General features: G+C 46.8%; 23 protein-coding genes. 3 read left to right on the top strand and 20 right to left on the bottom strand.

The window, feature by feature from the left end; translation table 11 throughout:
• Nucleotides 1-155 precede the first annotated feature (155 nt).
• The 12 genes from BBI11_RS11510 to BBI11_RS11565 form a co-directional block, all read right to left on the bottom strand.
• A complete protein-coding gene (locus tag BBI11_RS11510; RefSeq protein WP_068463451.1) occupies nucleotides 156-713 on the bottom strand; it encodes a DUF4126 domain-containing protein in 558 nt (185 codons plus the stop codon).
• 147 nt (nucleotides 714-860) lie between these two features.
• Nucleotides 861-1763 (bottom strand): hypothetical protein, encoded by a 903-nt coding sequence (locus tag BBI11_RS11515; protein WP_068463453.1) that lies wholly within the window; start codon nucleotides 1761-1763, stop codon nucleotides 861-863.
• Nucleotides 1764-1831: 68 nt separating this feature from the next.
• Nucleotides 1832-2602, bottom strand: coding sequence for a hypothetical protein (locus BBI11_RS11520; protein WP_156889065.1), 771 nt, complete (start codon nucleotides 2600-2602; stop codon nucleotides 1832-1834).
• An 82-nt stretch (nucleotides 2603-2684) separates the two neighbouring features.
• Complete coding sequence (locus BBI11_RS11525) at nucleotides 2685-4367, bottom strand: DUF2334 domain-containing protein (RefSeq protein ID WP_068463457.1); 1683 nt, start codon at nucleotides 4365-4367, stop codon at nucleotides 2685-2687.
• 17 nt (nucleotides 4368-4384) lie between these two features.
• Entirely contained in the window at nucleotides 4385-5410 is a 1026-nt protein-coding gene (locus BBI11_RS11530) for a hypothetical protein (protein ID WP_068463459.1), read from the bottom strand.
• On the bottom strand, nucleotides 5407-6639 hold the full coding sequence (locus BBI11_RS11535) for a glycosyltransferase family 2 protein (protein ID WP_068463460.1): 1233 nt from the start codon (nucleotides 6637-6639) through the stop codon (nucleotides 5407-5409). The genes BBI11_RS11530 and BBI11_RS11535 overlap by 4 nt, the downstream gene beginning before the upstream one ends.
• Entirely contained in the window at nucleotides 6636-7397 is a 762-nt protein-coding gene (locus BBI11_RS11540; RefSeq protein ID WP_068463462.1) for a hypothetical protein, read from the bottom strand. The genes BBI11_RS11535 and BBI11_RS11540 overlap by 4 nt, the downstream gene beginning before the upstream one ends.
• Before the next feature lie 638 nt (nucleotides 7398-8035).
• On the bottom strand, nucleotides 8036-8551 hold the full coding sequence (locus tag BBI11_RS11545) for a hypothetical protein (protein WP_068463464.1): 516 nt from the start codon (nucleotides 8549-8551) through the stop codon (nucleotides 8036-8038).
• Nucleotides 8552-8636: 85 nt separating this feature from the next.
• A complete protein-coding gene (gene galU / locus BBI11_RS11550) occupies nucleotides 8637-9515 on the bottom strand; it encodes a UTP--glucose-1-phosphate uridylyltransferase GalU (RefSeq protein ID WP_068463466.1) in 879 nt (292 codons plus the stop codon).
• 95 nt (nucleotides 9516-9610) lie between these two features.
• Complete coding sequence (locus BBI11_RS11555) at nucleotides 9611-10975, bottom strand: YjiH family protein (RefSeq protein WP_068463468.1); 1365 nt, start codon at nucleotides 10973-10975, stop codon at nucleotides 9611-9613.
• Nucleotides 10976-11011: 36 nt separating this feature from the next.
• The gene (locus BBI11_RS11560; RefSeq protein WP_068463469.1) at nucleotides 11012-12322 is read right to left on the bottom strand and encodes an aspartate aminotransferase family protein; all 1311 of its coding nucleotides are present in this window, start codon (nucleotides 12320-12322) and stop codon (nucleotides 11012-11014) included.
• Nucleotides 12319-13644, bottom strand: coding sequence for a sigma 54-interacting transcriptional regulator (locus BBI11_RS11565; RefSeq protein WP_068463471.1), 1326 nt, complete (start codon nucleotides 13642-13644; stop codon nucleotides 12319-12321). The genes BBI11_RS11560 and BBI11_RS11565 overlap by 4 nt, the downstream gene beginning before the upstream one ends.
• Nucleotides 13645-13863: 219 nt before the next feature.
• Between BBI11_RS11565 and BBI11_RS11570 the strand changes: the two genes are divergently transcribed.
• Nucleotides 13864-15042 carry a processed acidic surface protein gene (locus BBI11_RS11570; RefSeq protein ID WP_068463473.1) on the top strand — a complete coding sequence of 393 codons (1179 nt, stop codon included), beginning with the start codon at nucleotides 13864-13866 and terminating at the stop codon, nucleotides 15040-15042.
• A complete protein-coding gene (locus tag BBI11_RS11575; RefSeq protein ID WP_068463474.1) occupies nucleotides 15039-15746 on the top strand; it encodes a class D sortase in 708 nt (235 codons plus the stop codon). Before BBI11_RS11570 ends, BBI11_RS11575 begins: the two co-directional genes overlap by 4 nt.
• A 375-nt stretch (nucleotides 15747-16121) precedes the next feature.
• On the opposite strand, the gene BBI11_RS11580 is transcribed toward BBI11_RS11575, so the two are convergent.
• Both BBI11_RS11580 and BBI11_RS11585 read right to left on the bottom strand, forming a co-directional pair.
• Nucleotides 16122-17573 carry a trypsin-like peptidase domain-containing protein gene (locus BBI11_RS11580; RefSeq protein ID WP_068463476.1) on the bottom strand — a complete coding sequence of 484 codons (1452 nt, stop codon included), beginning with the start codon at nucleotides 17571-17573 and terminating at the stop codon, nucleotides 16122-16124.
• A gap of 233 nt (nucleotides 17574-17806) precedes the next feature.
• Nucleotides 17807-18142 (bottom strand): winged helix-turn-helix transcriptional regulator, encoded by a 336-nt coding sequence (locus BBI11_RS11585; protein ID WP_068463479.1) that lies wholly within the window; start codon nucleotides 18140-18142, stop codon nucleotides 17807-17809.
• Between the two features lie 116 nt (nucleotides 18143-18258).
• Here BBI11_RS11585 and BBI11_RS11590 point away from each other — a divergent pair, with 116 nt between their 5' ends.
• A complete protein-coding gene (locus BBI11_RS11590; RefSeq protein WP_068465753.1) occupies nucleotides 18259-18750 on the top strand; it encodes a lactoylglutathione lyase family protein in 492 nt (163 codons plus the stop codon).
• Nucleotides 18751-18924: 174 nt separating this feature from the next.
• Here BBI11_RS11590 and BBI11_RS11595 read toward each other — a convergent pair whose 3' ends face one another.
• The 6 genes from BBI11_RS11595 to BBI11_RS11620 all read right to left on the bottom strand — a co-directional run bounded on the left by BBI11_RS11595 (nucleotide 18925) and on the right by BBI11_RS11620 (nucleotide 26572).
• Nucleotides 18925-19293 (bottom strand): hypothetical protein, encoded by a 369-nt coding sequence (locus BBI11_RS11595; protein WP_068463481.1) that lies wholly within the window; start codon nucleotides 19291-19293, stop codon nucleotides 18925-18927.
• Nucleotides 19294-19448: 155 nt separating this feature from the next.
• Complete coding sequence (locus BBI11_RS11600; RefSeq protein ID WP_068463483.1) at nucleotides 19449-19982, bottom strand: divergent PAP2 family protein; 534 nt, start codon at nucleotides 19980-19982, stop codon at nucleotides 19449-19451.
• Between the two features lie 135 nt (nucleotides 19983-20117).
• Entirely contained in the window at nucleotides 20118-22178 is a 2061-nt protein-coding gene (locus BBI11_RS11605; protein ID WP_208597140.1) for a cell wall-binding repeat-containing protein, read from the bottom strand.
• 227 nt (nucleotides 22179-22405) lie between these two features.
• On the bottom strand, nucleotides 22406-24079 hold the full coding sequence (locus BBI11_RS11610; protein ID WP_068463488.1) for a glycerol-3-phosphate dehydrogenase/oxidase: 1674 nt from the start codon (nucleotides 24077-24079) through the stop codon (nucleotides 22406-22408).
• Nucleotides 24080-24216: 137 nt separating this feature from the next.
• Nucleotides 24217-25719, bottom strand: a complete 1503-nt coding sequence (glpK, locus tag BBI11_RS11615; RefSeq protein WP_068463490.1) for a glycerol kinase GlpK — start codon at nucleotides 25717-25719, stop codon at nucleotides 24217-24219.
• Between the two features lie 19 nt (nucleotides 25720-25738).
• Nucleotides 25739-26572, bottom strand: coding sequence for an MIP/aquaporin family protein (locus tag BBI11_RS11620; RefSeq protein ID WP_068463492.1), 834 nt, complete (start codon nucleotides 26570-26572; stop codon nucleotides 25739-25741).
• Nucleotides 26573-26866 lie beyond the last annotated feature (294 nt).

The raw sequence follows: 26866 nt of genomic DNA on the forward strand, positions 1-26866 counted from the left end.
CAAGGAGCACAGCGACTGAGGAGGCTTGGGCGCGAGCCCACGGAAAGCGAGCGGAAAGCTTCGGAAAATACGACTTCTCACCTTTCTCGACAACTTGAAAAAAAGCCATCCAAGGATGGCTTTTTTCTATTTCCTCATTCAGATGCTAAAGCGAGTCAAGCCGGGCTTTTCCTGTATAAAATACGTTTATACAAACGGAACATCACAATCGCCATCCCCAACAAAAACACGATCGCCAGTACCGGCACCAAAAAAATCAATATCGGTGCGAGAGTAGCGGTGGCATCTTCTGCAACCGAGACAGCCGGACCCATCAACGCTGTATCGCTGACCCCTTTCACTGCTGTCAAAGTAGCATGAGAAGCTGTAGCTACACCGCCCCCACCGACAATTGCGATGGTCCATTCCAGAAACGGGTTCATGTCTCCGATAAATGATGCCGTTAACAATATTCCCGCAAGTGCTGCGACCGGCGTGGAAATCAATTTCATAAATGAACCGACTGCCGGAATATAATTGACTATAATTTCGAATATCGTAGCTGCCCCGAACGCAATAAGCGCAGGCGTGCTGCCGACCCAACTGAACCCTTCAGACAAAGTGACCCAATCAACACGTTCGAAAATTCCTGTGATCAACAACGGGGTAAAAATACGGAAGCCGACCGTCGCACTCAACGCGAGACCAATCAGTACCGCTAAGACCATTTCCATTCGACCACCTCCAGAAATTTACACCTCATCATTTCCATACCCTGCTGGAAAATAAACTAACTAGGTGAGTCGAACACAAGTTAGTCTAAATTACTTAAAAAGGCGAAAAGGATTTCTCCTTTTCGCCCTCTTGTTGAAACAGCCCGATTATTGTTCGTGCATCATCATTTGGTAATGGATGAAGTCAAAAAAATGAAGTTCCCCGGGCAATTCTTCTCCCGCCAATGACTCTGCACGCTGTACTGCTTGTTCCGATAATTCCACATGACCGACACGCTCGAAATACTGCCACAAATAATAATATACTGCTAGCGATTCATAATCGACAGCCGCCTCTCCAGTGTCTCGGTCGTAACGCCCAGCCAGTCTCTCTCGGCTGTCCCACTCTTCCATCAACCACTTCTTAAATTCAGGCGAATCCAAACCTCGGTCAAAACGATTGATTGCAATCAATAATTGGTCAATCATATGGACTTCTTTACTTTTGACATATTGCTTTTTTTCAAAATCATAGTATTCCGGAAAAAAAATACCCGTTTCTTCCAAATTCAGCATAGTGTAAGATTCGGGAAGCACCGTCATGTCGTCAATCAAATAACTGAGTGTCAGTCGGTTGCCTGCCAATTGAAAAGACCAGTCGTAAAAGTCAACGGCAATGCCTTGCTGATGCTGACGATCTTCAATTGCAGACAGGATTTGCTTGGAAAGTTCTGAGTAAGCAGGTTCTGAAAATTGTTCAGCTGCCGCTTCCAACGCCGCTGAAATGCGCACATCGTCGATCAACGCATTTACATTCGCTTCTTCATAAAGCCGCCAAGGGACAAATACTTGCCCCCCAGTCTCGACTAAAAACCTGTCTTTCAAAATGGCTGCCTGCTCTGCAAAATGCTGTTTATCTCCAACTTGCAACAAATATTCCATATACAAACCAAGGCTCTCTGACAGATATTCAGATTCCGGTTTGTCTGGATAGGCATGAATGACCCCTTCGTCATTAACATAATGGGAGTCGACTGTCTCCTGAACTGAACTTTCTTGCCCATTGACCATTCCACATCCCCCTATCGCCAAGCTTCCCAAAACTGCCATGATTACTGATTTCCTTGCATGTAATTTCTTCAACTGAATAAACTCCCCATTTCGCCGACTGAAGTAATCGCCGTTTTGGTTATTTTAAATCTTGCAGGTTCATGCTCTGTCTCCATCGCTTGTTCAATCCGCTTCACCAAAGGCTGAACAGAATCTTCCCCAGTTTCTTTGACTAGCAGATAAACTGCTCCTTTTCTGCTAGTTACGAGATCGCGTTCCCGAACTATCGATAGCAGCGCTGCCCGCTCCAATTCTTGGGTTTGCAAAGGGCAGCTGGCAAACGGTGCCACTTCCATTAGCCACGTTCGATCTTGTTGTTTATTAGTCTTTAACATCCATAAAGCCTGTTCCACAAATTCCTGCAAATTCAGCGCACGAAGCTCTTCGTCTTTTTGAAGCAAAAGTTCCCGCTCATCTTTCAGAAGTTTTGTTTCTTCTGCCACTAATTTTAATTGTTCGGAAACTGTCCAAAGTGAAAAGTGAAAAACTGACAGAAGGAAATAATTTCCTATAGACTTCATGGCTGCAGCAGGTTCTTGAACCGCCATCCAAAGTGATGCAATTAGCACCACAAATAAAAAGACCGGCAGCTGTTTCCTAGGCAGCCACAGGAGAAACGGAACTGATACAAAAGCTGCCATCAAGGCGTATTCGTAAAATGGCCACCGGAAAAAAAGCAAGGCTATCCCGGCAAAGAAGGCTAAGCAGATGAAAAACGGTAAATTTTTAAAGTTATTCATTATATTATCTTCCTCGTAAAATAATTGGCAAAAAATCAAAAAGATATTGAATTTCTCCACCCAAATTATCTTACACTAGCTTATCGAAAAAAACTATGGGACAGAGAAATTCTCTGCCCCACTTTGTTATACACGATCGGTTTTATTGGCTCTCCCAGAATTCACTATCCGTTTTTTGCTTACGGAATTTCCGAGCAATGGTCGCTATTGCTATGATGACAAAAATAATGAGCGGAATGGCTACCCACCAAAGATCTCTCGTCGTTTGCGTTACAAGAACACTCATCGGGCGTGAAACGTTGATATCGCCATTCGCAGTTTCTACCACCATTCCATCCACTTCCGTCTTATGTTCCATCTCTTTCAAATCGACCCATTCGTACTGATCGTATTTCTCCAATTGGGTCATCAACTCATCAAACTTCTCGATACCCAAATAGGGATGATAGAAAAATGCTAAATAACTATCGCTGAATTGAGACGCATAATCCGCTTTTTGCATCATCCTATCAATCGATTCGTTTCTTTTTGGATTCACATAACCCATTGTTTCAGGAATTACTTTCATCCCATGCAGACCAGCTGGAGTCGATTCATACAAGGGCACAAAAGTTCCATCATAGGTCCGGTCGGAAATTTGAATTTGTCCGACATAAGTAGTGAAATACTTAGATAGCTCTTTATAGCCAGTTTGCGACATGGAGTAATGGGGCGCCTCAAACGCAATTGGGTATAATCCCTCCGCTGTCATTTCGTAAACTCCATTGACGATGGAATCGTATATATACGTTTGCTCATAGGGCAAGCCGACATTTTGGACGAAATCTTGATAGGCTTCATCAGAAGGGAAATCTTCTCTCAGTTTCACTTCTGATGTGTTCGATTGATAAATCGGACGGTCATAATCGACATCCCAATATTCGAAGCCTTCCCCTGTCTCATCTTCCCGGTATTGATGGAAGTAGCCATGCTGGATGAGGCTTGCGCCATTTTTTTGCATTTCTTGCAACACCTCAACCAATTCGAGTGCTTGAGATAAGTGGATGTCTTCTCCAGTTTCTGGATTCTTATAAACCGGCACGACCGTCACCGCATACGGGATGTCCCGCTCCGCTAAATAATCACCGACTTGCTTGACGAGCACCGGGTCGCTCCTCGGATGAATGTCTTCCAGGCGAATCAGTTTCTTCGGCTGGGACTTCTCCCGGTCGAAGAAATCGAAGAGCGATTCCCCGATAATATCGCTAAGTCTCCCAGTGATCGAGTTGGCTGCCACGTAATACAAATTGTCATTCTTAAAGATGAGCGGATACGATCCATCAGCCGCTTGCCCTTCATATAAGACCTCCATTTGATCGATCCCATTGATGAGCATCATGTCTTTCTTTCCCCTTAAATCAAACGACTTGCCCTCACCACTTACGCCATCAATGTGGCGGTAATCGCGGATGCTAAGGCTAGGCGCCTCCTTGAAGTATTCAAAATAGTTCCCGATGAACATTTTTTTCACATCATCGTATTGGTCGACCACAAATAATTCTTCCTCAGTCAATTGCCTTTTCCCAAGCCCCAAGTAAATAACATGCGTATAGTCGCCTTTAACATATTCAGCCGCGGCGTCTTCAATAGACTGTACCGTTATATCGGAACTGAAATGCCCAACCAGCATGTCGAGCAGCGGTACTTCTTCTTCTTGCGTTTTTTCTTCCGCGTGGTATAACAGCAGCACTTTTGGCTGGTCGCCAGGCTCCTCATCCGCAGCTGCTTGCCAAGGGCTGGCGGTTAAAATAACCAACAGCATAAGGAGGGAAATAATCTTTTTCATCAACGGAGCCCCCTTTCCTACTTCGTCTCATCTTCCATCATGAGATGGTAATGGATAAAATCGAAGAAATGCGTTTCGCCTTCCCCGTTCTCTTCGATCATCTCTGTCGCGCGGGTTTTCACTTCTTCCGCTGCTTGATCTTCTCCAATAATCAGGAAATATTCATTCATGAAAAAGTACATCGCCAGTGATTCATACGTTACCGCCGGCTGAAGTGTCTCGCGGTCGTACCTTCCGAACAATCGTCCTTCTTCCGCCCATTCGGTTTTAAGCCATTCCTCAAAAAGGTCCGAGGATAAACCAATTCGTTCTCGGTTAATGGCAATCAGCAATTGATCAATCGGATGGACAACTTCGCTTTTCACATAAACTTCATTTACCACATCGAAATACTCCGGAAAGAATACTTCACTGGCATCGACGTTCTCCAACACACGATCTGCGTTCATATCTTTTGGCACGTCGTCGATCAAATAACTCAAGGTCACTCGCTGGGCCGGAAATTCCACTTGCCAATCGTAATAATCGACCGTGTACCCATTATTCGTCTGGATCCGAGAAATCGTTTCAATAATCCGGTCTGCGGTATCGGAATATTCGCTCTGTCCGAACAAATCAGCCGCTTCCCTTAGCACTGCAGCTATCCGGATATCATCGATCAGCGCATTAACGCTTGCATCTTCATAAATCAGCCATTTGATAAAAAAATCTTCCCCTTCTTCTACCACAAACTCATTCATCAGGTTGTTGTACTGAAGTTCAAATTGTTCCGCGTCTTCCATCATCACTAAATATTCCATATACAGTCCGATACTTTCGGATAAATATTGTGAGTCCGGGGCAGAGGGATAGGCATGGATAAACCGCTTTTCATCGAAATAATTTTCTGCGAAGCCTTCAGGCACCGCTTTTTCGTCCACTCCCTCTTCGCTATCATCCGGCAACTGCTGCTCTTCACTCGGAGGTGTAGGTTCACTTGTTTCCTCACTGCATGCGCCAAGGACCACCGCAGGAACCAACACCAACAAGAGCCATTTCCTCATGAATCCACTCTCCCTTTGAAACGCTGGGTTTTGTCCCAGGCGATTGTTTTTTTGCGCAATTTGCTCCATGTATAAGTAGAGACACTGCGGATCAATAGCAGGATGAACAATTGGGCATAAGTGAAATACATGACCAAAATGTACAGCACATTGGTCAGTGATACATTGCGATCAATGACCAGCGCACTTAGAAGCTGTGCAGTGTAAACTATATAAGTCATGAACCATAACATCATGAGCGGCGCCCCGATATTCGGGATATCCACCCCAGCAACGCTCAAGATGAAGAAAACATCCGATATCAGCAACATCAATACGAAAATCAGGTATGTGAAGAGATGCTGTAAACTGAGCACGAAAGTTTTTCCTCTCCAATGCGACCGATCCTTTATCGATTTCTCCAGTAAATAGAGATTCCCCGTTAACCAGCGTGTTCGCTGTTTGATGAAGGCTTTCAAGGTCTCGGGCTCCTGCTCCCACGTACGCGAAGTCGGGATCACCGGCAATACATAACCTGCTGCAGTCAAGCGGACCGTGAGCTCGGCATCTTCTGCCAGCGCGTATACGTCATAGCCTCCCAGCTTTTCAATGACCGAACGGCGCAAAAGCATATTGGTCCCTGCGAGAGACCCAAGTCTGAAAAGTGCCCAACGCCCGCATTGCATAAGCAGCTGGAACACTTGGAATTCGAGCGCGATCATTCGGGTCAATATATTCGTATCCACATTCTTGGTTTTGACGTACCCGACAGCACCTGCCGCATTCGGCACCGCTTCTGCCGCCTGGACCAATTTCTCCAAAGCATCTGGTTCTGGTTCATTATCAGCATCATAAACCACGAAATAATCCGACTCCGTCACGCTCAACCCATAGTTCAAGACCCGTGATTTGCCTTTTGGATTGCCGGGCGGCACGGGAATATAATGGATGCGCGAAAAGACTTCCGCGAATTCCTGGACGATGGCAGCCGTCCCATCCTTCGAACTATCATCCAATAAGTAAACATCAAGCTTTCCTTCATATCTCAGCCGCGCCATGGCACGCAATGTATTTTCGATGACGATTTCTTCATTATGCGCTGGAATCAACACGGCCACGCTCGGATAATGCTTGGCCTTCGGCGGATTGCGGAACCGCAGCCGGTACCAAACGCCTCCGATTGTCACCGCGGAATAGAACAGCAGCAAAATCCAAAACAGGACGACAGTGGCGGTGATGATTATATTCATATGGCCTTACCTAAAGCACGCGACAATTCATTTAAATTGGATACCTGCTCCTTTCTGACTTCATAAGGTGAATCTAGTAAATTCAATTCCTGCTTCACCTTGTCCCGGTAGCGTTCCATCATGAGTCGGACGCCTTCCTCATCGATATCTTTCAGCAGCAGGTAAATCGATTGCCCGGTCGAGGTCGCCAAGTCGAATTTCTGGCGGATCGTTGACAAAGTCGCCCGTTCAAGAGACTCCTTGATGTTTTGCTGCGTGCGCTTGTTTTTTATATTGATCGAGATTTCCACAAACCAGGCTTCTTCCTGGCGGCGTTCTGTCGTCTTCAGCACCCATTGGGCCTGCTCTGTGAACTCATTCACCGTCAGGATATCGGTCTCTCCGTGATATTTCTGGAGAAGCTGCACTTGCCTGCGCAATTCGCTTGCTTCGTAGCCAATTTGCTTGATCTGGTTGAGCAACAGCCAGAACGACAGGATAAAACCGGTAAACAGCAGATGGCTATAGACATACATGATTTCCAATTCCGGCCGTTGCGTGAAGAAAAAGGCAAAGATCGTCAAGAAAATCCCATAGCTTAAAATGATGCTTATGCCATACAGGAATACATAGCGTTCATGAATTAAAGTCATGAACAAGATTGAGAGCCCCGCTACGAGCAGCATCTCGGTAGAAAACGGCAGAACCAGAGAAAATAATGCCCACCCGAATCCAAGCATCGTTAAAATCAGAATTCCAAGTTTCAAATTGTTTTTCATTCTGCCCACCCCATCGCATAGGTTAAAATACCTGTTATTTATTTCAATATTATAAATATTGAAATATCATAAACCTATACTACTACACAAAAACAATTTAAACTAGTATAAAAAGTATTGTCAGTAATAATATCCTGTGATTTTTTGAGTGTTTTAGGTATTAAGTATTATTTAATCTTAATTTTCAGATATTATTTTCGCCATGTAGAAAGATTCATCCTCCACTCCCTGAAGCAATTGAAAGCGGATACAATAATTCCCATCAAAATCCAGGGTTTTTCTGAAAAAAATTCCGGTTCCATCGCTTGCCGTTTCAACCAAGCAGAAAAAACGCAACAAAAAAAGCTGCCGAACCGGCAGCTTTTCCAGAGTGTTGAAGAAGTCTATGGTTTGCTCTCAACTACGAAAAAAGAGTGTCTTTTGCTTTCTTCAACAGTCAATGACCTCTCTGAGTATTTGGAGATGTGTTCGCTCGACTCCGGTGGATCAGCGAGACGACCGAGACCCCGCAAGACGCGAAGCGGCTGAGGAGGCTTGGGCGCGAGCCCACGGAAAGCGAGCGATAAGCTTCGGAAAATGCGACTTCCTGAGTTTCTCGACAACCTGAAATGCTGCCGAACCGACAGCTTTCCTTTGTTTTATAAATACGTATACATGACTGGATTATCCATGTTTTTCTTTAAGCGCTTGAATCCATTCTTTTTGTAATAAGCCCTGATTTTCTTATTATAGGCCTCGTCTTGTTTACTTGTATTCGTATAATAGCCAGGAATGACAACCAGCAGCTCAACATCTAGGAAACGCAACTCCTCCAGCATCTTCTGGCCAAAGGATTCCCCGATGCCTTTATTGCGCTCATCTTCTGCCACTTTCAAATCATCAAATACAGCAACCAGCCCAAAGACATCATCGATATCTGGAATATGCTTCAGGTCGCGATACACTTCCCCCAAACCCTCAGAGATGTGTTCCGCATACATGGCTAAAGATTCAAGCGAACTGCGCTGTGGATTAAACAAATAGAAACGGGCATCTCCTACTTGTACCTGCTCGTCTTGCCCTTTCAGTGTACAGTCTGCTTCACAAGCAAAGATTTCAGTTCCCGGCCGCATCTGGATCCGGTAGTCGACGTGGATATCATCTTCTGTAATCATCGAATCTCCTCCTCACAGTGTCCATTCGGTTGAACTTATATTTAGTATGTCATTCATTATCAGAAAATTCAATCGATAAATGAAACTATTGTCCCGTCTTTTCTTCGGCTAATTTCTGTTCGAATAACTCCAATAGCCGAGCTTTCAATTCAGGGCGTTGAAGGGCAAACTCGATCGTCGTTTCGATAAACCCGTATTTCTCGCCTACATCGTAGCGCTTGCCGTCAAAAGCAAACCCCAGGACTGGACGAATTGCGTTCAATTTTCCGATGGCGTCTGTCAATTGGATCTCCCCACCCGCACCGGGTTGCTGTTCAGCCAGCAATTGAAAAATTTCCGGCGTCAGCACATACCTGCCCATGATGGCAAAATTGGAAGGCGCATGTCCCGGCGCCGGCTTTTCAACAAAATGGTCGACTTTCATAACGGAGCCCTCGATTTCAGACGGGGCAATGATGCCGTAACGATGCGTTTCGCTATCGCTGACCTCCTTGACGCCAATGACCGGGCTCCCTGTTTTTTCAAATTGCTCCACCAATTGAAGAAGCGCTGGTGGATCGTTTTGGACAATATCATCCCCAAGCAACACCGCAAACGGCTCATCTCCAATAAAGTGGCGCGCTGACCAAATGGCATGGCCGAGGCCGAGCGGCTGTTTTTGGCGGATGTAATGGATTTCCACTTCAGATGTCGCCAAGACCGAGTCCAGCATGTCGAGCTTTCCTTGTTCTTTTAGTAAGTGTTCAAGTTCAAAGGCATGGTCGAAATGATCTTCAATGGCCCGCTTACCCTTACCCGTGACGATGATAATGCTCGTGATGCCAGAGGCGATTGCTTCTTCTACAATGTATTGGATCGTCGGCTTGTCGACAATCGGCAGCATTTCTTTGGGCATCGCTTTGGTTGCCGGCAAAAAACGGGTACCAAGGCCCGCCGCCGGAATGATTGCTTTAGTAATCTTCATGGACCTTCTCACCTTTCCTCATGCAGTCGTTTACTTGAGAGTATAGCATTGTTTCCAATAAGCAAAAAAGCCTCCGCTAGGGCGGAGGCTTTTGCTTAAGCGAACAGGTGAGCGAACAGGACGATGACCGGCAAGGTAATCACTGTGCGCAATAGGAAAATCACCAATAGCTCCCAGAACTTCACCGGGATATTTGATTTCAAAATCAAGATGCCAATTTCAGACATATAAATCAATTGCGTGAGCGACATACCAGCGATGACGAATTTCGTCAGGTCGCTCTCGATGCCACTGCCAAGAACAGCAGGCAAGAACATGTCCGCAAATCCAACCAGTAAGGTCGGTGCAGCTTGAGCTGCTTCTGGCAAGCCTAGCACTGTCAGTAGTGGGATGAGCGGATATGCGATAATCCGGAAAATTGGCGTATATTCCGCAACGATTAAGGCGGCCGTCCCCAGCGCCATCACCAACGGTATCAACCCTAGCCAAATGTCCATGACCGTCCCGATGCCAGACTGCGCCAGCTTCTTGCCGCTAGCAGCACGACTCGCTTTCAGACGGGCTGCTTCAAAGCCCCATTTGACCAAAGACACATTTTCTGGAACCGTGTCGTCAATTTGTTTGCCGACACCTTCGCGGTATGTATCAGTTTTACGAGACAAAGGCGGAATGCGCGGCATGATGACTGCTGCAACGAGGCAGGCAACTGAAACTGCCAGATAAAACGGCAGGAATAAATGACCGATGCCAATGACGTTTGCGACTACTAAACTAAAGGCGACCGAAGCGATTGAAAACGTTGTTGCAATGACAGCCGCTTCCCGTTTTGTGTAGTAGCCTTCGTCATACTGTTTCATCGTTACAAGTACTCCTACTGGTGCCGCGCCCATCCAGGAGGCCATGGCATCGATCGACGAACGGCCTGGAAGTGTGAACACCGGACGCATCACTTTATTGAGCAAAGTTCCAACGAATTCCATCAAGCCGAATTCAACGAGCAGCGGCAACAAGATGCCGGCAAACAAGAACCAAGTCAAGAGCACCGGCGCCAGGTCATAAAGCACAACGCCGCCTGTATTGCGCGAAGCGATCGCTTCAGGGCCGACTTCATAGAATGCCATGACGCCAACCGCAAACCCGATAAAACGAATGGCCAAGCTGACAGGGCCGATAATGAAAATTGGGCGCAGCATCTCGGAATTACGGATAAAGGCAGGCTTTGCGATTGTCGCTGCCAGGCCTGAGAACGCTGAGAAACCAAGAAGAATTAGAATGAAGCCAGGAATCCACTCGCCGAATGTGCTGAGCAAGAAAGAAGCCAAAATGCCGACTCCTATTGTAATTTGACCCTCATACGAAACAGGTACCAAAAATAAGAGCGCACCGATTAGTGATGGGATGATGAATTTCCATGTGGCAGATGGCGATAAAGCCTGTTTCTCTTTTGGAATGCTAGTCATGAACGTTTCCCCCTTTTGTATAATCCCCTTCAATTGTTACCGTAAATTCGTTAACGCCTGGTCGAGCACGCGAATGCCTTCATCGATCTGCTCTTGCGTGACAACGAGCGGCGGAATCATCCGGATGACTTCTCCTGAATTGCCGCATAAATAGAACAGCACCCCTTGCTTCAGGCAATCATCCAAAACTTCCATGACCGCTTTCCCGTCCGGTCGTTTCGTTTTAGGATCCATCAATTCGATGCCAATCATAAGCCCAACGCCACGCACTTCACGGATGACTGGATGCTTTTGCTTTAGCTTATCCAGCTCTTTGAGGGCATAGGCGCCCAGTGTTTGGGCATTTTCCAATAGCCGTTCTTCTTTTAATACTTCTATAGAAGCAAGTGCTGCTGAACAGGCGAGTGGATTGCCGCCGAATGTCGTCCCATGCGTACCAAGCGGCCATTGATCCATCAACTCTTTCGAGGCCACCGTCGCGCTGAGCGGAAGTCCGGCTGCGATGCCTTTTGCAACTGCCATAATGTCCGGCGTGACGCCAAAAGTCTGCGCCGCAAACCAATTGCCGGTACGGCCAAAGCCTGTTTGCACTTCATCAAAAATAAGCAGGATGCCATGTCGGTCACAAATTTCGCGTACTTTTTCCAACCATTCTTTCGGCGGAATGATATAGCCGCCTTCACCTAGTACCGGTTCTAAGATGATGCAAGCAACTTCTTCCGGTGTCACTTGATGATTGAAAAGCTTTTCGATATCGCGTTCGAGTTTCTCCGGGAAAAAGACAGCTGGGTCTGCTCCTTCCGGCAAATCATCCGGATGTGCATACGGCAATTGATACGTCAGCCAAGACGGTTGCATATGCTTACGGTATTTGCTTTTCGAGGTCGATACGCTGAGCGCGCCCATCGAACGGCCATGGAAACAGCCTGTGAAAGACACAACATACGGGCGTTTCGTTACATATTTCGCCAGTTTGATGCCGCCTTCGATCGCTTCGGTGCCGCTATTGGCGAAAAAGAAGTTATCGAGTTTCCCTGGCATGATTTGCTGCAGTTCGTACGCCAATTTCAAGATCGATTCGTAAATGATGACCCCCGAAGGCCCATGGATTAGATGGTCAGCCCCGTCTTTGATAGCCTGAACGACTTTCGGGTGGCGATGTCCAACATTCTCCACCGCAATGCCGGACGTGAAATCCAGATAAGTGCGTCCATCCGCCCCGTAGTAATAACAGCCTTCCGCTTTTACGACCGGAAGATTCGGATGGTCTTTTGCCATACTCGGCGCAAGTAAATTGCCGATCGAATTCGTCATGTCCATCCAACCTGGTGTTTGTTTCGTTGTCATAAGTCTTCATCCCTTCCTGTTGCGATAGCGTGTTTTTTTAATTTGCGGACAACTGATGGCTGGCTGATACCCAGCCGTTCCGCTATTTCAGTCGTTGTCCGGTAGCGTTTCTTGGCATTCTCGAGTACTTTCTTTTCGACTACATCGAGTAGATGCGGCAAGGTCCGGCCTTCGAGTTCGATGCCCACTTGTTCGTCTTGCGCCGGGCGGTAACTCGCCGGCAAGTCTTCGAGACGAATGTCAGCGTACTCACTTTCCAGATAACTGCGTTCCAGCACATTGCGGACTTCCCGGAAATTGCCTTTCCACTCCAATTGCAGTAGATGCACGTACGCCGCATCGGCCAGTTTTTTTCGTGTGCCGTATTTCCGGCCGAGTTCTTCAAGTACTTGTGACAAGAATGCTTCCAAGTCTTCCGGACGTCCACGGAGACCGGCCAGTTCGATATGCGAAATGTTCAATAAGTAAAACAAGGCTTCACGGAATGCACCTGCTTGCATATGTGCCTCTAAAGACGTTTCGCTAATCGCGATGAGCCGGATGTCGCGTTTTTCTGCCAGCAGCTTCTCGAGCATCGACTGGGCCCGGCATGATAGTCGGTCGATTTCGTTGAGCACCAATGTCCCACCTGCAGCGAGACTAAAATAGCCACCTGTTTCATTAAAGGATTCCACGAATATGGTATCGGGGATCGCCCCGCAATCTACTTCGATAAACGCTTCCTCCCGCCGTGTACTATGTTGATGGATCAGCTTTGCGATTAAGCTTTTGCCGGTCCCCCTTGGCCCTTCAATAACGAGTGGCGCATCGTATTCCGCCATTTTCAATGCGCTGCGCAAGGCACGTTCGGACTGCGCGCTTTGCGCAATGAATCCTTCAACCGGTACGTCCCTGCCACGCAAATATGCAAGCTCTCCTTTAACACGGTCCATTTCGGTTTCGAGCGACTCCAGGTATTCTTTCATGATCATTAGTTCTGACACTTCGTAGGAATAACTGATGACATATTCGACTTCCCGCTGTTCATCAAACACCGGCATGCCCGTAATGAGCATCTTCTTACCGGTCGCAGTTTCTTGAACAAGCACCAGTTTTTTCTTCCGTTCGATGACTTGCGGAGTGACTGCTGGTGTAAAAACACCTTCTCTCTCCAACTCATAGATCGATCGGCCGAGCAAGGCAGCCGGTTCCACTCCGTAATGTAGGCCACTCATTTCTGTGACTTTGATAATGCGCCCTTCCCTATTTGTGACGATAATATCTTCGTCGTGCATGGCCATAACTTCTTCTTTAGAATCTGGCACAAGCAAATGTCGGTGCATCTATTCACCTCATTTATTCATTATTGTATAGACTATACGATAATGAATAACTAAAATGCAAGACAATTCGAATAATTAATTATTTTTTATTAGATATTCTAGTCAGTGACCCTGAAAATAATTTCACTACTTATAATTCTATTGACCCATTCTAAAAGTAACGATTCACGACTATACTATTCTAGATATTCCATTTATTTCACATATAGGAGGATTCAAATGAAAGGTATTTTCACTATTATCACGTCTCTGTTATTGGCAATCGCGATCGGCATAGCCCCGGCCTCTGCCATTTCAGAAGATGACCGCGGGTTTAACCGCTTATTGGCTGAAATCGGCTGGGAAAAAGCGGATTACATCGACTATTTAGATACAAAAGGATGGACTTTGGATGATTTTTATTCTTCCATCGAACTCGGCACGCCGCTGACAGAAGACAGCATTTTGCAAATCATGGATACATACGAATTGACGCGGGCTGAACTAAACAGCCTGTTGGAAGAATTCGGAGACTTGGATACAGGTGTCGACGTATTGGATGGGGATTTCATCATTTTTGCGGAAGAGCTGGAACAATCGCTCGATTTTTACCTGAATTTCGATTTAGAACTGACACCGATTACAGATGAAAACCTAGCCTCTTTACTAGAGGATTTCGGATTTGCTTCTAAAGAAGAACTGGAACAATTCCTTAATTTGTTCGACGAATCCCTTGCAGACTATGAGTTTATCGAAGACTTGGAAAGCTCCATTATGTTCTACCAAGAAGATTGGCTGTTCGATTTGGATATGGAAAGTGTATTTAGTGAATTCGGCTTGACTGAGCAAGAACTTGAGCGGTTGGCACAGCATTTTGAAACACTCGATTACACAAATCCACAATTCGAAGAACGCTTGATGGCAGTTAGCGAACGCATGATAGCGATCGAGGAATTTTCGACTGTAACCGAATTATCCGCAGAACAAATCGCGGAACTTTTGTCGATCTACGATGAGTTTATGGAAATCTTTGAAATGGAAGCCAAGTATTATTTTGTTAAAGGCGACGAGAAAAAAGAGATGAACGTTCAATCGCTCATTTCTCTCGAGTCGACAGATGGTTACGACCTGTTGATCGAGCTATACAATACACAAGGTGAATTCCTGGCAGATATCCTGTTGACTGCTGACATGTTCGGTTCGGACCTCATCATTGATACCGGAAAAGAATTGGAAGACAGCACACCGGCCATTACACCGATTCCGACACAACCTGTCGACAACACGAACCAAACCGTCAAAGGCGGCAAATTGCCGAAAACAGCAAGTGATTTTGCGGCAAATATGGCATTTGGCCTTGCTATTCTCGCATTCGGCGCTTTGTTGTTCAGACGTTCCCGAGTGAAGCGCACAGCATGAGTAAAAAAACCATTTCCTGGTTGATGACGATTGCCGCAGCCGGAATGATTATTTTCGGCATCTGGTTCAGCGGCACCCAGGCAGCGACTTTCGCAAAAGGCTACCTTTTGTACAAAGCTGATGCTGTCTCTGCGGAAGATTTCGCGCCAAAATTGCAGACTACAAACGCTGAAGTTTCCTTGCCAGATGCGGAACCTGCAGAAAGCCTTGAGGATTCGGAAGAACCGGAAAAACCGGAAAAACCGGCAGAACCGGCAGAAACAGGGCAACTTCCAAAAGACATCAGCTATCCATCTGACCCCCAAATCGGCGACTTGATGGGCGAACTCATTATTCCTAAATTAGGGGCAAGCCTGCCAATTATTCACGGTACCGATGAGGACGAACTGGAAAAAGGCGTCGGCCATTATGCAGGGAGCGTTATGCCAGGGCAATCCGACAACTCGGTCTTGTCCGGGCACCGCGATACTGTATTTCGTGAGCTTGGACAAGTTGGCAAAGGCGATGAGTTCATCGTTCAGACAGCTGATGGCACCTTCACATACCGCGTACGCCAAGTGCGAATTGTCGATGAAGACGACCGCACCGTCATTGTCCCAAAACCAAGGGCCACGCTGACTGTCTCGACGTGCTATCCTTTCGATTTCGTCGGCTACGCTCCTGAACGCTATATTCTCGTAGCCGACCTCGTCTCGAGCAGCTAAACGACAAGAACGCAGCCTCCCAAAAGGAAGCTGCGTTCTTTATTTCATCCATCAAAAGGGGCTGTCCCAAAAGGTCATGAAAAGTGACTTTTAGGGGCAGTCTCTTTTCTTCTAAAGAAATGGCTGATGTCCATTTCGACGGACGCTTTCCACGGGCACGGCCTTAGCCGCTTCCCTCGCTTCGCTCAGTCCAGGGTCTTCGGCTCGCGTCGCTCCTTCGCTTCGCTCAGTCACTGTTCCCGCTGGAGTCGCCGTCTCCATTCCCATCAGCCGGCTACTCTCAGGTGCCTCACCGATAAATCAAAAACAGACAGAGAAAAAGAATTTTTTCTCCGTCTGTTTTATTTTAGGGACTTATGAGACAGCCCCTTTTCATTATTCTACATTGACGATATCGGAAATATAGAAGAATCCATAATCGTCCATGACCACCGTATAGACTTTCGTGCGTTCTTGCACCGACCAATTGCCTTCCGCGTCTTTAAACTCAAACGCTTCTTCTGTATAGACAAGGGCATGATCTTCCTTGACTTCCATATTGGTAATATCCAGTTTATTGAATATATGCTCCATGTTTTTACCAGCAATCTGGTCAATATACTCGATCATGCTATTGTAAATATTGCTTTGGTAAACCAGTAAGTTCTGGACATAGTAGAAATCTTCTTCTTGCAATGCCAATTCGTAAAATTCCTGATAGCTTACGATAAACTCGGTCAATGATTCTTCAGTGAATTCATGTGTGGTGCTGTAATCGAATTCATAATCTTCGTCTTCGTAGTTACTGTCAAAATCATCGTAGGCTGGGAAGATTTTGGCGACCGCTTCACGGCTCATCGGGTTTTTTACCCATGCATCCAATTGGTCATACATCGAATACAGCGGGATAGAGAATCCAATTGAATCCCCTTCAGGGAACAATAGCGAGTTGATGCCGATGACTTTCCCAGTTCCAGCATCGAGTAGCGGTCCGCCGCTTGAACCCGGCGCCAGCGCTGCGTCGATCTGGTAAATGTTTTCGTAAGTGAACTCCTGGTAGAAATCACGGTCGATGCCTGTCAGGTAGCCCATAGATGCCGTATTTTCAAAACCAGATGGGCTGCCGAGTGCGATAACTTCCGTTCCAACATCGGTCGCTGCCATTTCCACATCTAAGGGTGCGATTCCTGTCAAAGCATCCACTTGAATCAAGGCGATATCGGATTCAGCTGAAATTCCGACAACCGTTCCTTCATGGTCCTGGCCATTAATATTGCGTACAATGACATCCGTATACCCTGACACGACGTGTGCATTGGTTACAACCATGCCGGTTTCTGAGAACAAGAACCCAGACCCTTGCCCGCCTTCAGTCAAGATGGTATAGACGCGAGACTGCGCATCTTTAATGACAGCCGCTTTGTCTTTTTTCTTCGGCTCGACTTTTTCTTCTTGGTCGGATGGATGGGTGATATTTTCGGCTTTGGTTACCGTGCCTTCCACCGATTCTTCAGATGATACTTGTGTTTCCGGTTCTTCCACCGGCATTTCTTCTTCAATTGGCTCTTCCGCTGGTTCTTCTTCCACCGGTTCTTCCTGTGGTTCTTCTACTGGCTCTTCCTCAGAAGCTTCGGTGTCTTCTTGCGGCAATGCCACTTCCGGTTCTTCCTCGCCCAATAGTTGTCCCAATCCAAATCCAAGCCCTAATAACATAGCTAATAATACGAGCGCATACATGAATTTATTGCGCTTCGGTTTGCGTTGTGTTCTTGTAGCGAGCGGCGCGCCGCAATTATCACAGAACTTTGCAGACTTATCATTCGTCGTGCCGCACTTTGTGCATTTCATAGCTGTACCTCCTGCCGGACATAATTTATCCCCGAATTTTCTTCATTATAAACCTTAGAACGTCAAACCTCCACCTTAGGTTGCCTTTGTAATATTTTGTCCTCAATTGGTAATAAATTTCAAAATTCAGAACAACAAAATGAATAATAAAACGTGACTTACGGCTTATAAAAATAGCCTTTTTAAGTAATTGGAGCTAGCTTGAGGAAAACCAATTTCGCTAAGAGGCACAGCTATTCGTCTTGCCGGCTGCCCCAATTATGCATTTCTTTTAACAATGGCTTTAAAGAAGTGCCTTTATCAGAAATGGAGTATTCCACTTTCAAAGGCATTTCGTTGAATTGCTTCCGAACAATCAGCTGATCCTGTTCCAATTCCTTTAATTGCTGGCTTAACATTTTATGGGTGATGCCCGGCATCAACTTCTTAAGCTCTCCATAACGATGTATGCCGTCATACGCTAAATGCCACAAAATGACTGGCTTCCATTTCCCGCCGATTTTTTGAAGTGTATACTCGATCGAACACTTCAGTTTGCCATGCTCGTCCACATTCAGCAATTTGTCCATTTTGCTTCCCTACTTCCCTTTTGGGTAGCACCTCTCAAAAAAGTGCATACTGTTCACTAGCAGAATAATCCCCCATACTGTAACTGTCAACCAAACAAAGGAGGAATCATCAAATGATGCCATACCCAAGAAGTTTTTCACATATCGGTTTATCTGTCCCGGACCTCGACAAAGCAGTAGAATTTTACACCGAAGTACTCGGATGGTACACAATCATGGAGCCAGCACCCGTTTACAATGACGATACCGCCATCGGCCAAATGTGCCGTGACGTCTTCGGAAATGACTGGAAGGAATTCCGGATTGCCCATCTTGCCACAGGAGACAAAGTTGGCGTCGAACTGTTTGAATTCCCGCAGAATGAAAAACCTGAGAATAATTTTGAGTATTGGAAAACAGGCATTTTCCACTTCTGCATTCAGGATCCAAATATTGAAGAATTGGTAGAAAAAATCAAACAGCATGGCGGCAAACAGCGGATGCCAATTCGTGAATATTATCCCGACGATAAACCTTATAAAATGGTTTACGTCGAAGATCCTTTTGGCAACATTTTCGAAATCTACACACACAGCTATGAACTTACCTACTCACAAGGCGCTTATTAAACGTCAAAAACAGGGATCCGCTACATAAACGGGTCCCTGTTTTTTTGCTGTTCATTTTTTATGCGTTTCACTGAATAGCAGATTGAATCGCGCTTGTCTATTTGTTTCTCTATCAAAAAAGCAATGCCTGAGCATCGCTTCCTGTATCCATCTCTATAGCAAACCTTTAGCCATTTAGCGGACATCGATTCCAGTGATTGTTTCCTGCAATTCGAGTACTTCGCCAAATAGTTGTACGTTCGGTTGTCCGCTCACTTTCGCCTGATTGTTCATCCGCTGCAATAACTCGTCCAATTGCCCTTGGATTTCTTGATACTCCTCAATGGTCAATTTGTCTTTACTGTCTACACGCTGTTCCAATTGGGCCAATTCTTCTTCCACATCATTTTGAGGACCCAGCCGTTCGATCACTCCGCGTCCTGGCTCGTACTGATTGTTCCCTGTTACAGCCCCGCTGGCAAATGTCGCTGGCTCGGAATGCGCCATGAATACCAGTCCAAAAGCGAGTGATGAAAGTGAAATGTTCAGAGCAGAAATCTTCAAATGATTTTCCTCCTTCGAATGGGTCTGCTTTCACTTTTAGGCTAACCGATTTCTCTCCTCCCGTAACCCCTTTAGGGACACTCTTCACCAACACTTAACAAACTTTACACAGCATTTTCAACGCAAACAAAAAAACCGCCATTACGGCGATTTTCTTATCTGTAATCTGAACGGCTCATGCGCCCGTTGTGGGGCAGTTGTTTTTGTTGTTCCAAGTCTCGTTCGCGGTTCTCGATTTTTGCGGCCACGATGCCGAGCAAGGTGCCGAATGCTGCACCCGCGAATACTTCAATCGGCTGATGCCCAAGCAATTCCTTCAGCTCTTTCTCGCGCTCCACAAATTCAAAGCTCGGGAACTCCCCGGAAATTTGCATGAAGCTATCCTCGAGATCATTGACCAGCCGTGCGATTTCTCCTGTGTGTCGACGGATGCCTTGTGCATCGTACATAACGATGGCCCCGAATACAACGGCGAGTGCCGTTTCCGTATGACGTGCGCCTTTATTGGAAGCAACATATGCGGCGAGTGCTGATACGCCTGCTGAGTGGGAGCTTGGCATGCCGCCTGTCGTGAAGGCTTGCTGCCAATCCCATTTTCCTGCCACCACTTTGTGTGTGACGATTTTCAACCCTTGCGCGATGCCAATCGCCCCGAGTGACGTAATCATTCCGCGATTCATCTTTCTCATCTTTTCATCCTCCAATACAGTAGCTGCTGCAGCTGATGCTGCCTGATACTCTCCTTTACCCTGAAATCCTCAAAGATATGTAAAGGCAGGAAATCTTTTTTGGAGGAGCCTCTTTGGCAAAAGCCATAATTTCGCTTACTTTAATTGCAAATCGACTTCGAACTTCACATCAGGCGAGACGGCCCCTTTGCTGCCGAAGATGGAAAAAGCCGGATACGCCGGAAGCAAACTCTTGGTAGAGGAAGGGACCGAGTTCGCTGCAGTCAATAAAATCGGCGCGTCTTTTTTGGCCGCGAGCACCGAACCTGCTAAGGCGTCAGGAAAATTTGTGCCAGTCGCAATAAAGGCTTTAGGTTTTCCCATCGGCAAGCCTTGATTGATCAGTTTACCGGTGTCGTAGCGATTTGCTCCGCCGTAGCGTGTAGCATCCGGTAATTGCACCATGACGGCATTGCTGATTGCACCGGTTCCGCCAGTAACGATTGTCGAACTTTTGCCGGTGAGTGCTGTTTTCGTTTCTGCCGGCAACGTGCCGGTGCGCGTCAGCAAAATCGGAATGCCATGCTTCGCTGCATATGGCGAAACGGAAAGCACATCGGGGAAGTTTTGGCCGTTTGAGACGACCGCACGTTCACTCGACAGTTCATTCGCGATCTGGGCGGCTGTGTCGTAGCGTGTTTTGCCGCCGATACGCCGAACACTTTCGACCAGCTCGCTTACTTGCGTTTTAGTGTTTTCAGAAAGTGCACCGGTACTGCCCAAAAGAATTGCATGTTCCGGCTTCAAACGACGAATTTCAGCTGCTGCAGCCGGATGCAAACTATCTCCTTTGGTCAGCAAAATCGGCGCATTTTCCTGGTAGGCTAGCGGCCCTCCAGCTAAGGCATCGGGAAAATCGCTGCCAGTTGCGATGATGACGGTTGAAGCGGAGCTCCATCCAGCTTTGGAAATGGCTGCTGCCGTTTCGTAGCGCGTCGCACCGGATAGACGGTTCGACCAATGGCTGGCATCCAAACTCAGCGCGCGGTCGACATCCAATCGCCCATGTCCATAATAATCATCTTTCCCAGTTTTCCCGAGGTCTTTCGCTGTTAGCATCAAGCGTCCTGCGATATCGGTATGGCTGAGTTTCGGTTCGTTTGCTTTCAATAATGCTGCTGCACCGGAGACAATTGGGGTAGACATGGAAGTTCCGTCCAGTCCACCGAATAAACCATCTGGAAAGATTGAAAAGACACCTGTCCCTGGCGCAGCGATATCGATTGTTTTGCCATAATTCGAAAAGTCAGAGTGCAAATCCGCAGCATCGGTCGAAGCGACAGAAACCACTTCTTTGTAAGCAGCCGGATAGTAAGGAGAACTGATGCCGTCGTTGCCAGCAGCAGCCACCACTAGTACATTGTTGGCATGAGCATATTGCACAGCGTCTCTCAAGACGTTCGTGTCTGCATAAGCAACCAAGCTCATATTAATGATGTCTGCTCCATTATCCACTGCACGGTAAACCCCTGCAGCCACATCTGAGATAAAACCATCTTCTCCATCAAATACATCAATCGGCATAATGCTTGTTCCCGGAGCTACACCGACTCCGCCTTCATTATTGTTCATATTGCCTGCAATAAGGCCGGCCACATGCGTGCCGTGAAGCTCGACACTGACACTGCCAGGTTTTCCCGTGATGATGTTGAATGGCGAGACAACGCGGCCCTTTAAATCGGGATGTGCCAAATCAAATCCATCATCAATCACCGCTACCAACACATCATCACGTCCAATCGTCCGGTCCCAGGCAGATTCTGAACCGATAAGCCGGTGATGGTATTGATAGCCCGCGTAAAACGGATCGCTCGGGATAGCAGCGAGCTCAACGGGCACATCCGGTTCCACGTAGTCGATATCGCTTTGTTTGGATAGTTCAGCCATGAAAGATTCCAGGCTTTGCCCTTTTGGCACTTCGAGCGTGACGATTTGCCCTTCTTCGTTGTTCGCAGTTGTGACTTTCCGTGCAGCCTCATTTTCTATGGCCTGCCCTGTCATTTTCACCACGACGCGCTCCACCGGTTTTTCAGTTGAAGCCTGTGCATATTCGGTCGTGCTTAAACTTATCAGAGAAAGGGCTAATGTCATAGCCGCCATTGCAGTAGTTGTCTGTTTCTTGATCATTCTCCTCACCGTCCCCCATAAACTTTCCACTCTATATTTTCTGATAATTCAAATAGATTGTTACAAAAATTATACGATCTTTCCGAACAAATGCCTAGACAATGTAAAAATATTTTTGAATTTAGATAAATAATGGATATTATTCTCTACCCTTTAAAACTACTCTTTTAGCACTAATGACATAATTATTATTAATTTCATCAAAAAAATAACCCCTCATCAAATGAATGACAAGGGGCTAGAACGCCAATTAGCACTTATTTACTTAATTCAGATTGGTCGGTTGGAATGACCGCTTCGTGAAGAAGGATTTCCAATTCCTCCATGTAGCGCGCTTTCTGCTCAGCCGTCCAATTGAATACGGCTGTCATATAATCTGCACCGGCTTGTTTATGAGCATGAACCCAGTGGATATCGAAATACAAAGCGCCTGTACGGCGGATGAAGAAATCAACCGGTTTGCAGACCGCTTCGGATTCGATGCCATATTGCAACATCGCATAGACAAGCGGATCGAGATTATGATCAGCTGCCTCAGCCAACCCATCTGTATAATGGCGCAATACTTGATCGACATTCGCGCCGTAGCGGTTGACGAGCATTTCCATTGCGTCTTCTGTGAGGCCGAATTCAGCCGCACGGTTTAAACGGTCTGCTTTAAATGCTTTAAAGCCTTTTGAACCGCCGACTTCCCCACCGGAAAGCGCCATTTTTTTCGTCGATACTTTTTTGTAAGAAGTACCGTATTCATCCTGTAGCTGCTTAGTGACTAAGTCCATGATGCTCTCGCCCATTTTGCGATAGCCCGTGAGCTTGCCTCCTGCAATTGAAATCAACCCAGAATCAGATACGAAAATTTCATCTTTACGGGAAATTTCGGATGGGTCTTTGCCTTCTTCGTGAATCAACGGACGCAATCCTGCCCAGCTAGATTCGATATCTGCAGTCGTGATTCTTACGTCTGGGAACATGAAGTTGACAGCTTCTATGACGTAATCACGGTCTTCAGTCGTCATCGTTGGATGAGCAATGTCCTGTTTGTAAACAGTGTCTGTCGTACCCACATACACTTTGCCTTGGCGCGGAATGGCAAATGCCATGCGGCCGTCCGGCATATCAAAATAGATGGCTTGCTTCAGCGGGAAACGGGATTGATCGAATACCAAATGGATCCCTTTTGTCAGCTGCAAAGTTTTGCCTTTTTTCGATTTGTCTTCTTCGCGCAATGTATCGACCCATGGGCCTGCCGCATTGACGATTCTTTTCGCAAAGATTTCGTGAATCGTGCCGTCAAGCTGATCTTCCGCTACAACGCCGACCACTTTTCCGTTATCGTACAAGAAACCTTTTACTTTCACATAGTTCAGTGCATGTGCGCCTTTTTCGACAGCTTTTTTCATGACTTCCATCGTCAAACGTGCATCGTCCGTTTTGTATTCAACGTAATATCCTGCACCTTTTAATCCTTCTTGCTTCACAAGCGGCTCCCGGCGAATCGCTTCTTCGCGGGAGAACATTTTGCGGCGTTCGCTTCTTTTCACGCCCGCTAAAAAGTCGTAGACGCGCAGTCCTACATTTGTGCTGAGCGGTCCGAATGTGCCGCCTTTATGGAACGGCAACATCATCCATTCCGGCGTTGTCACGTGAGGCCCGTTTTCATAAACGATTTCGCGTTCTTTGCCGACTTCTGCAACCATTTTCACTTCAAATTGCTTGAGGTAGCGCAATCCGCCGTGCACGAGTTTTGTCGAACGGCTCGAAGTGCCTGCTGCAAAATCCTGCATTTCCAAAACGCCTGCGCGAACGCCGCGTGCCGTAGCATCAAGCGCAATCCCCGCTCCTGTAATTCCGCCTCCGATGATTAATACATCGAGTGGCGCTTGTTTCATTTGACCATAAGTTTTTGTCCGTTCTAGGCTTGAGAATTTCATTCTTAACCGACTCCTTTTCCAATATATTCCACATTAAAAAGAGAGACCCGTACACAGCCGCAGATTTGCATCTGCTGTACTGGCATGGTCTCTCTATGTCTCCGGCCATTTATCTCTCGTTTGATTAACTTGTAAGTTTAGTTAACGGGCTTGAATGTACGAGTTGCGGCTACTGCATTTTGCCAGCCAGTGTACAAGCGTTCGCTTGTTTCCTCTGACATTTCCGGCTCGTAAGTTTTGTCGTGTTGCCATTGAGCGGCAATTTCGTCTTTGTCTTTCCAGAATCCTGTAGCAAGGCCCGCCAAGTAAGCAGCACCTAACGCCGTCGTTTCCTGGATGCGTGGCCGTTCAACAGGTACATGAAGCAAATCCGACTGGAACTGCATCAACATATCGTTGCCGACTGCCCCGCCATCGACGCGCAAAGTTTTCAATTCAATCCCTGCATCTTCTATCATAACATCTACAACGTCTTTTGTCTGATATGCGAGCGCTTCGAGTGTCGCGCGAATAAAATGCGCTTTCGTCGTACCGCGCGTTAAGCCGAATACAGCGCCTCTCGCATCGGTATCCCAGTACGGTGTGCCAAGCCCGACAAATGCCGGCACCATGTAGACACCGTCCGTCGAATCCACTTGTTTGGCGAATTGTTCGCTCTCAGGCGCCGTATTGATGACCTGCAACCCATCACGTAGCCATTGGATAGCGGATCCTGCCACGAATATACTGCCTTCGAGCGCATATTCGACTTTGCCATCAACACCCCAAGCGAGTGTGGTGAGCAAGCCGTGTTCGGATTCCACTGCTTTTTCGCCAGTATTCATCAACATGAAGCAGCCGGTACCGTAAGTGTTTTTTGCCATGCCTTTTTCAAAACACGCTTGGCCGAATAGGGCTGCCTGTTGGTCACCGGCAATTCCCGCAATCGGCACTTCGTGGCCAAAGAAATGATAATTAACCGTATGCGCATAAATTTCAGATGACTGGCGCACTTCCGGCAGCATGCTCTTTGGCACTGTCAAAATATCAAGCAATTCCTCGTCCCATTCCAGGTCGTGGATATTGTACATGAGCGTACGGGATGCGTTGCTGTAATCCGTGATATGCGTTGACCCGCCAGACAAACGATACACAAGCCATGTGTCGATCGTACCGAACATTAAATCGCCATTATCCGCTTTTTCTCTTGCCCCTTCGACATTGTCGAGGATCCATTTCACTTTCGTGCCAGAAAAATAAGCATCGATCAAGAGACCGGTTTTTTTGCGGAAGGTGTCATTCAATCCCTGTTCCTTCAATTCATTGCAAATGCCGTCCGTTTGGCGTGATTGCCAGACGATTGCCTTATAAATCGGCTTGCCTGTGTTGCGGTCCCAGACGACTGTCGTTTCCCGCTGATTGGTGATGCCGATGCCTGAAATCTCTGATGGATCGATATCTGTTTTGCGCAGCACCTCTGCGATACAGGCTAGGACGGACGTCCAAATCTCATTGGCGTCATGCTCGACCCAACCCGGTTTCGGGAAAAATTGCTGGAATTCCTGCTGGCCCGTGCCGACGATTTCGCCGTTATGGTTCAATAGCACAGCACGTGAACTCGTTGTTCCTTGGTCAATCGATAAAATATATTTTTTACTCACTGGAATCTCCTCCGCTACCTTATGAAATAGTTCTTTCTCGTAATTGTTTAGCCTTTACTCGGCCTTTTTTCAATTCTACACTGGCTGCCCCGATAAATACCAGGACGAGCACTAAACTTAATGCGAAGAAGGACAAACCGTACTCTCCAGTAAATAAGGCTTTATAGAAAACGGCTCCGTAAATACCGCCGAAGACCGGCCCGACAATCGGCACCCAAGCATAGCTCCAGTCAGACGGCCCTTTTCCGGGAATTGGCAGCAAAGCGTGGGCAATGCGCGGACCTAAATCACGCGCAGGGTTGATCGCATAACCTGTTGTGCCGCCAAGCGACATGCCAATCGCGATGATAAGCGCACCAACGATTAATGGGTTCAAACCTTCCGTAAAGTCATTGGCGCCGATGAACAACAAGCCCATGACCAAGACAAAAGTTCCGATGATTTCACTAATCAGATTGGAGAATGGACGACGGATTGCTGGAATGGTGGCGAACACAGCAAGTTTGGATTCCGCTTCTTTCGTTCTGTCCCAATGAGGAAGATAGTTGAAGAAAACAATAACGGCACCGATAATGGCACCCAAAATCTGTGCTGCGATATAAGTTGGCACTTGTGACCAAGGAAATTCACCGACAAATGCAAAACCTAATGTGACCGCTGGGTTCAAATGCGCTCCCGAGAAATTTCCGACCGCGTAGACACCCATCGTTACAGCGAGTCCCCAAGCGATTGTGATGACGATCCAGCCTGAGTTTTCCGCTTTTGAATCTTTTAATACTACACCTGCTACAACACCCGCACCAAAAATGATGAGAATCATCGTACCGATCAATTCTGCTAAAAACATAGTCATTTTCCCTACACCCCTTTTTTAATACCCTGCTTTACCCAAAACATTCACTCTATAAGGCAAACAAGATTTCCATGTTGAATCAAGTCCCATAGACAAAAAAATCCGCATCGAACGAAGGCCCATTGGCTTGGGCCTTGTCCGATGCGGATCTCCTATTCTCCTGCACGGTCCTTAACTTGTAAAATCAATTTAGCAGTTTTTGAAAACGCTGTCAACATTTTTTCGAGCATCTTTAAGGGACTGAAATCTGACAAAAAAATGAAGCCCCGCGTTAACAAGGGCGTCGGTGAAGGG

Origin of the sequence: Planococcus maritimus (assembly GCF_001687625.2) — a bacterium.
GTDB classification, from domain to species: Bacteria; Bacillota; Bacilli; order Bacillales_A; family Planococcaceae; genus Planococcus; species Planococcus maritimus.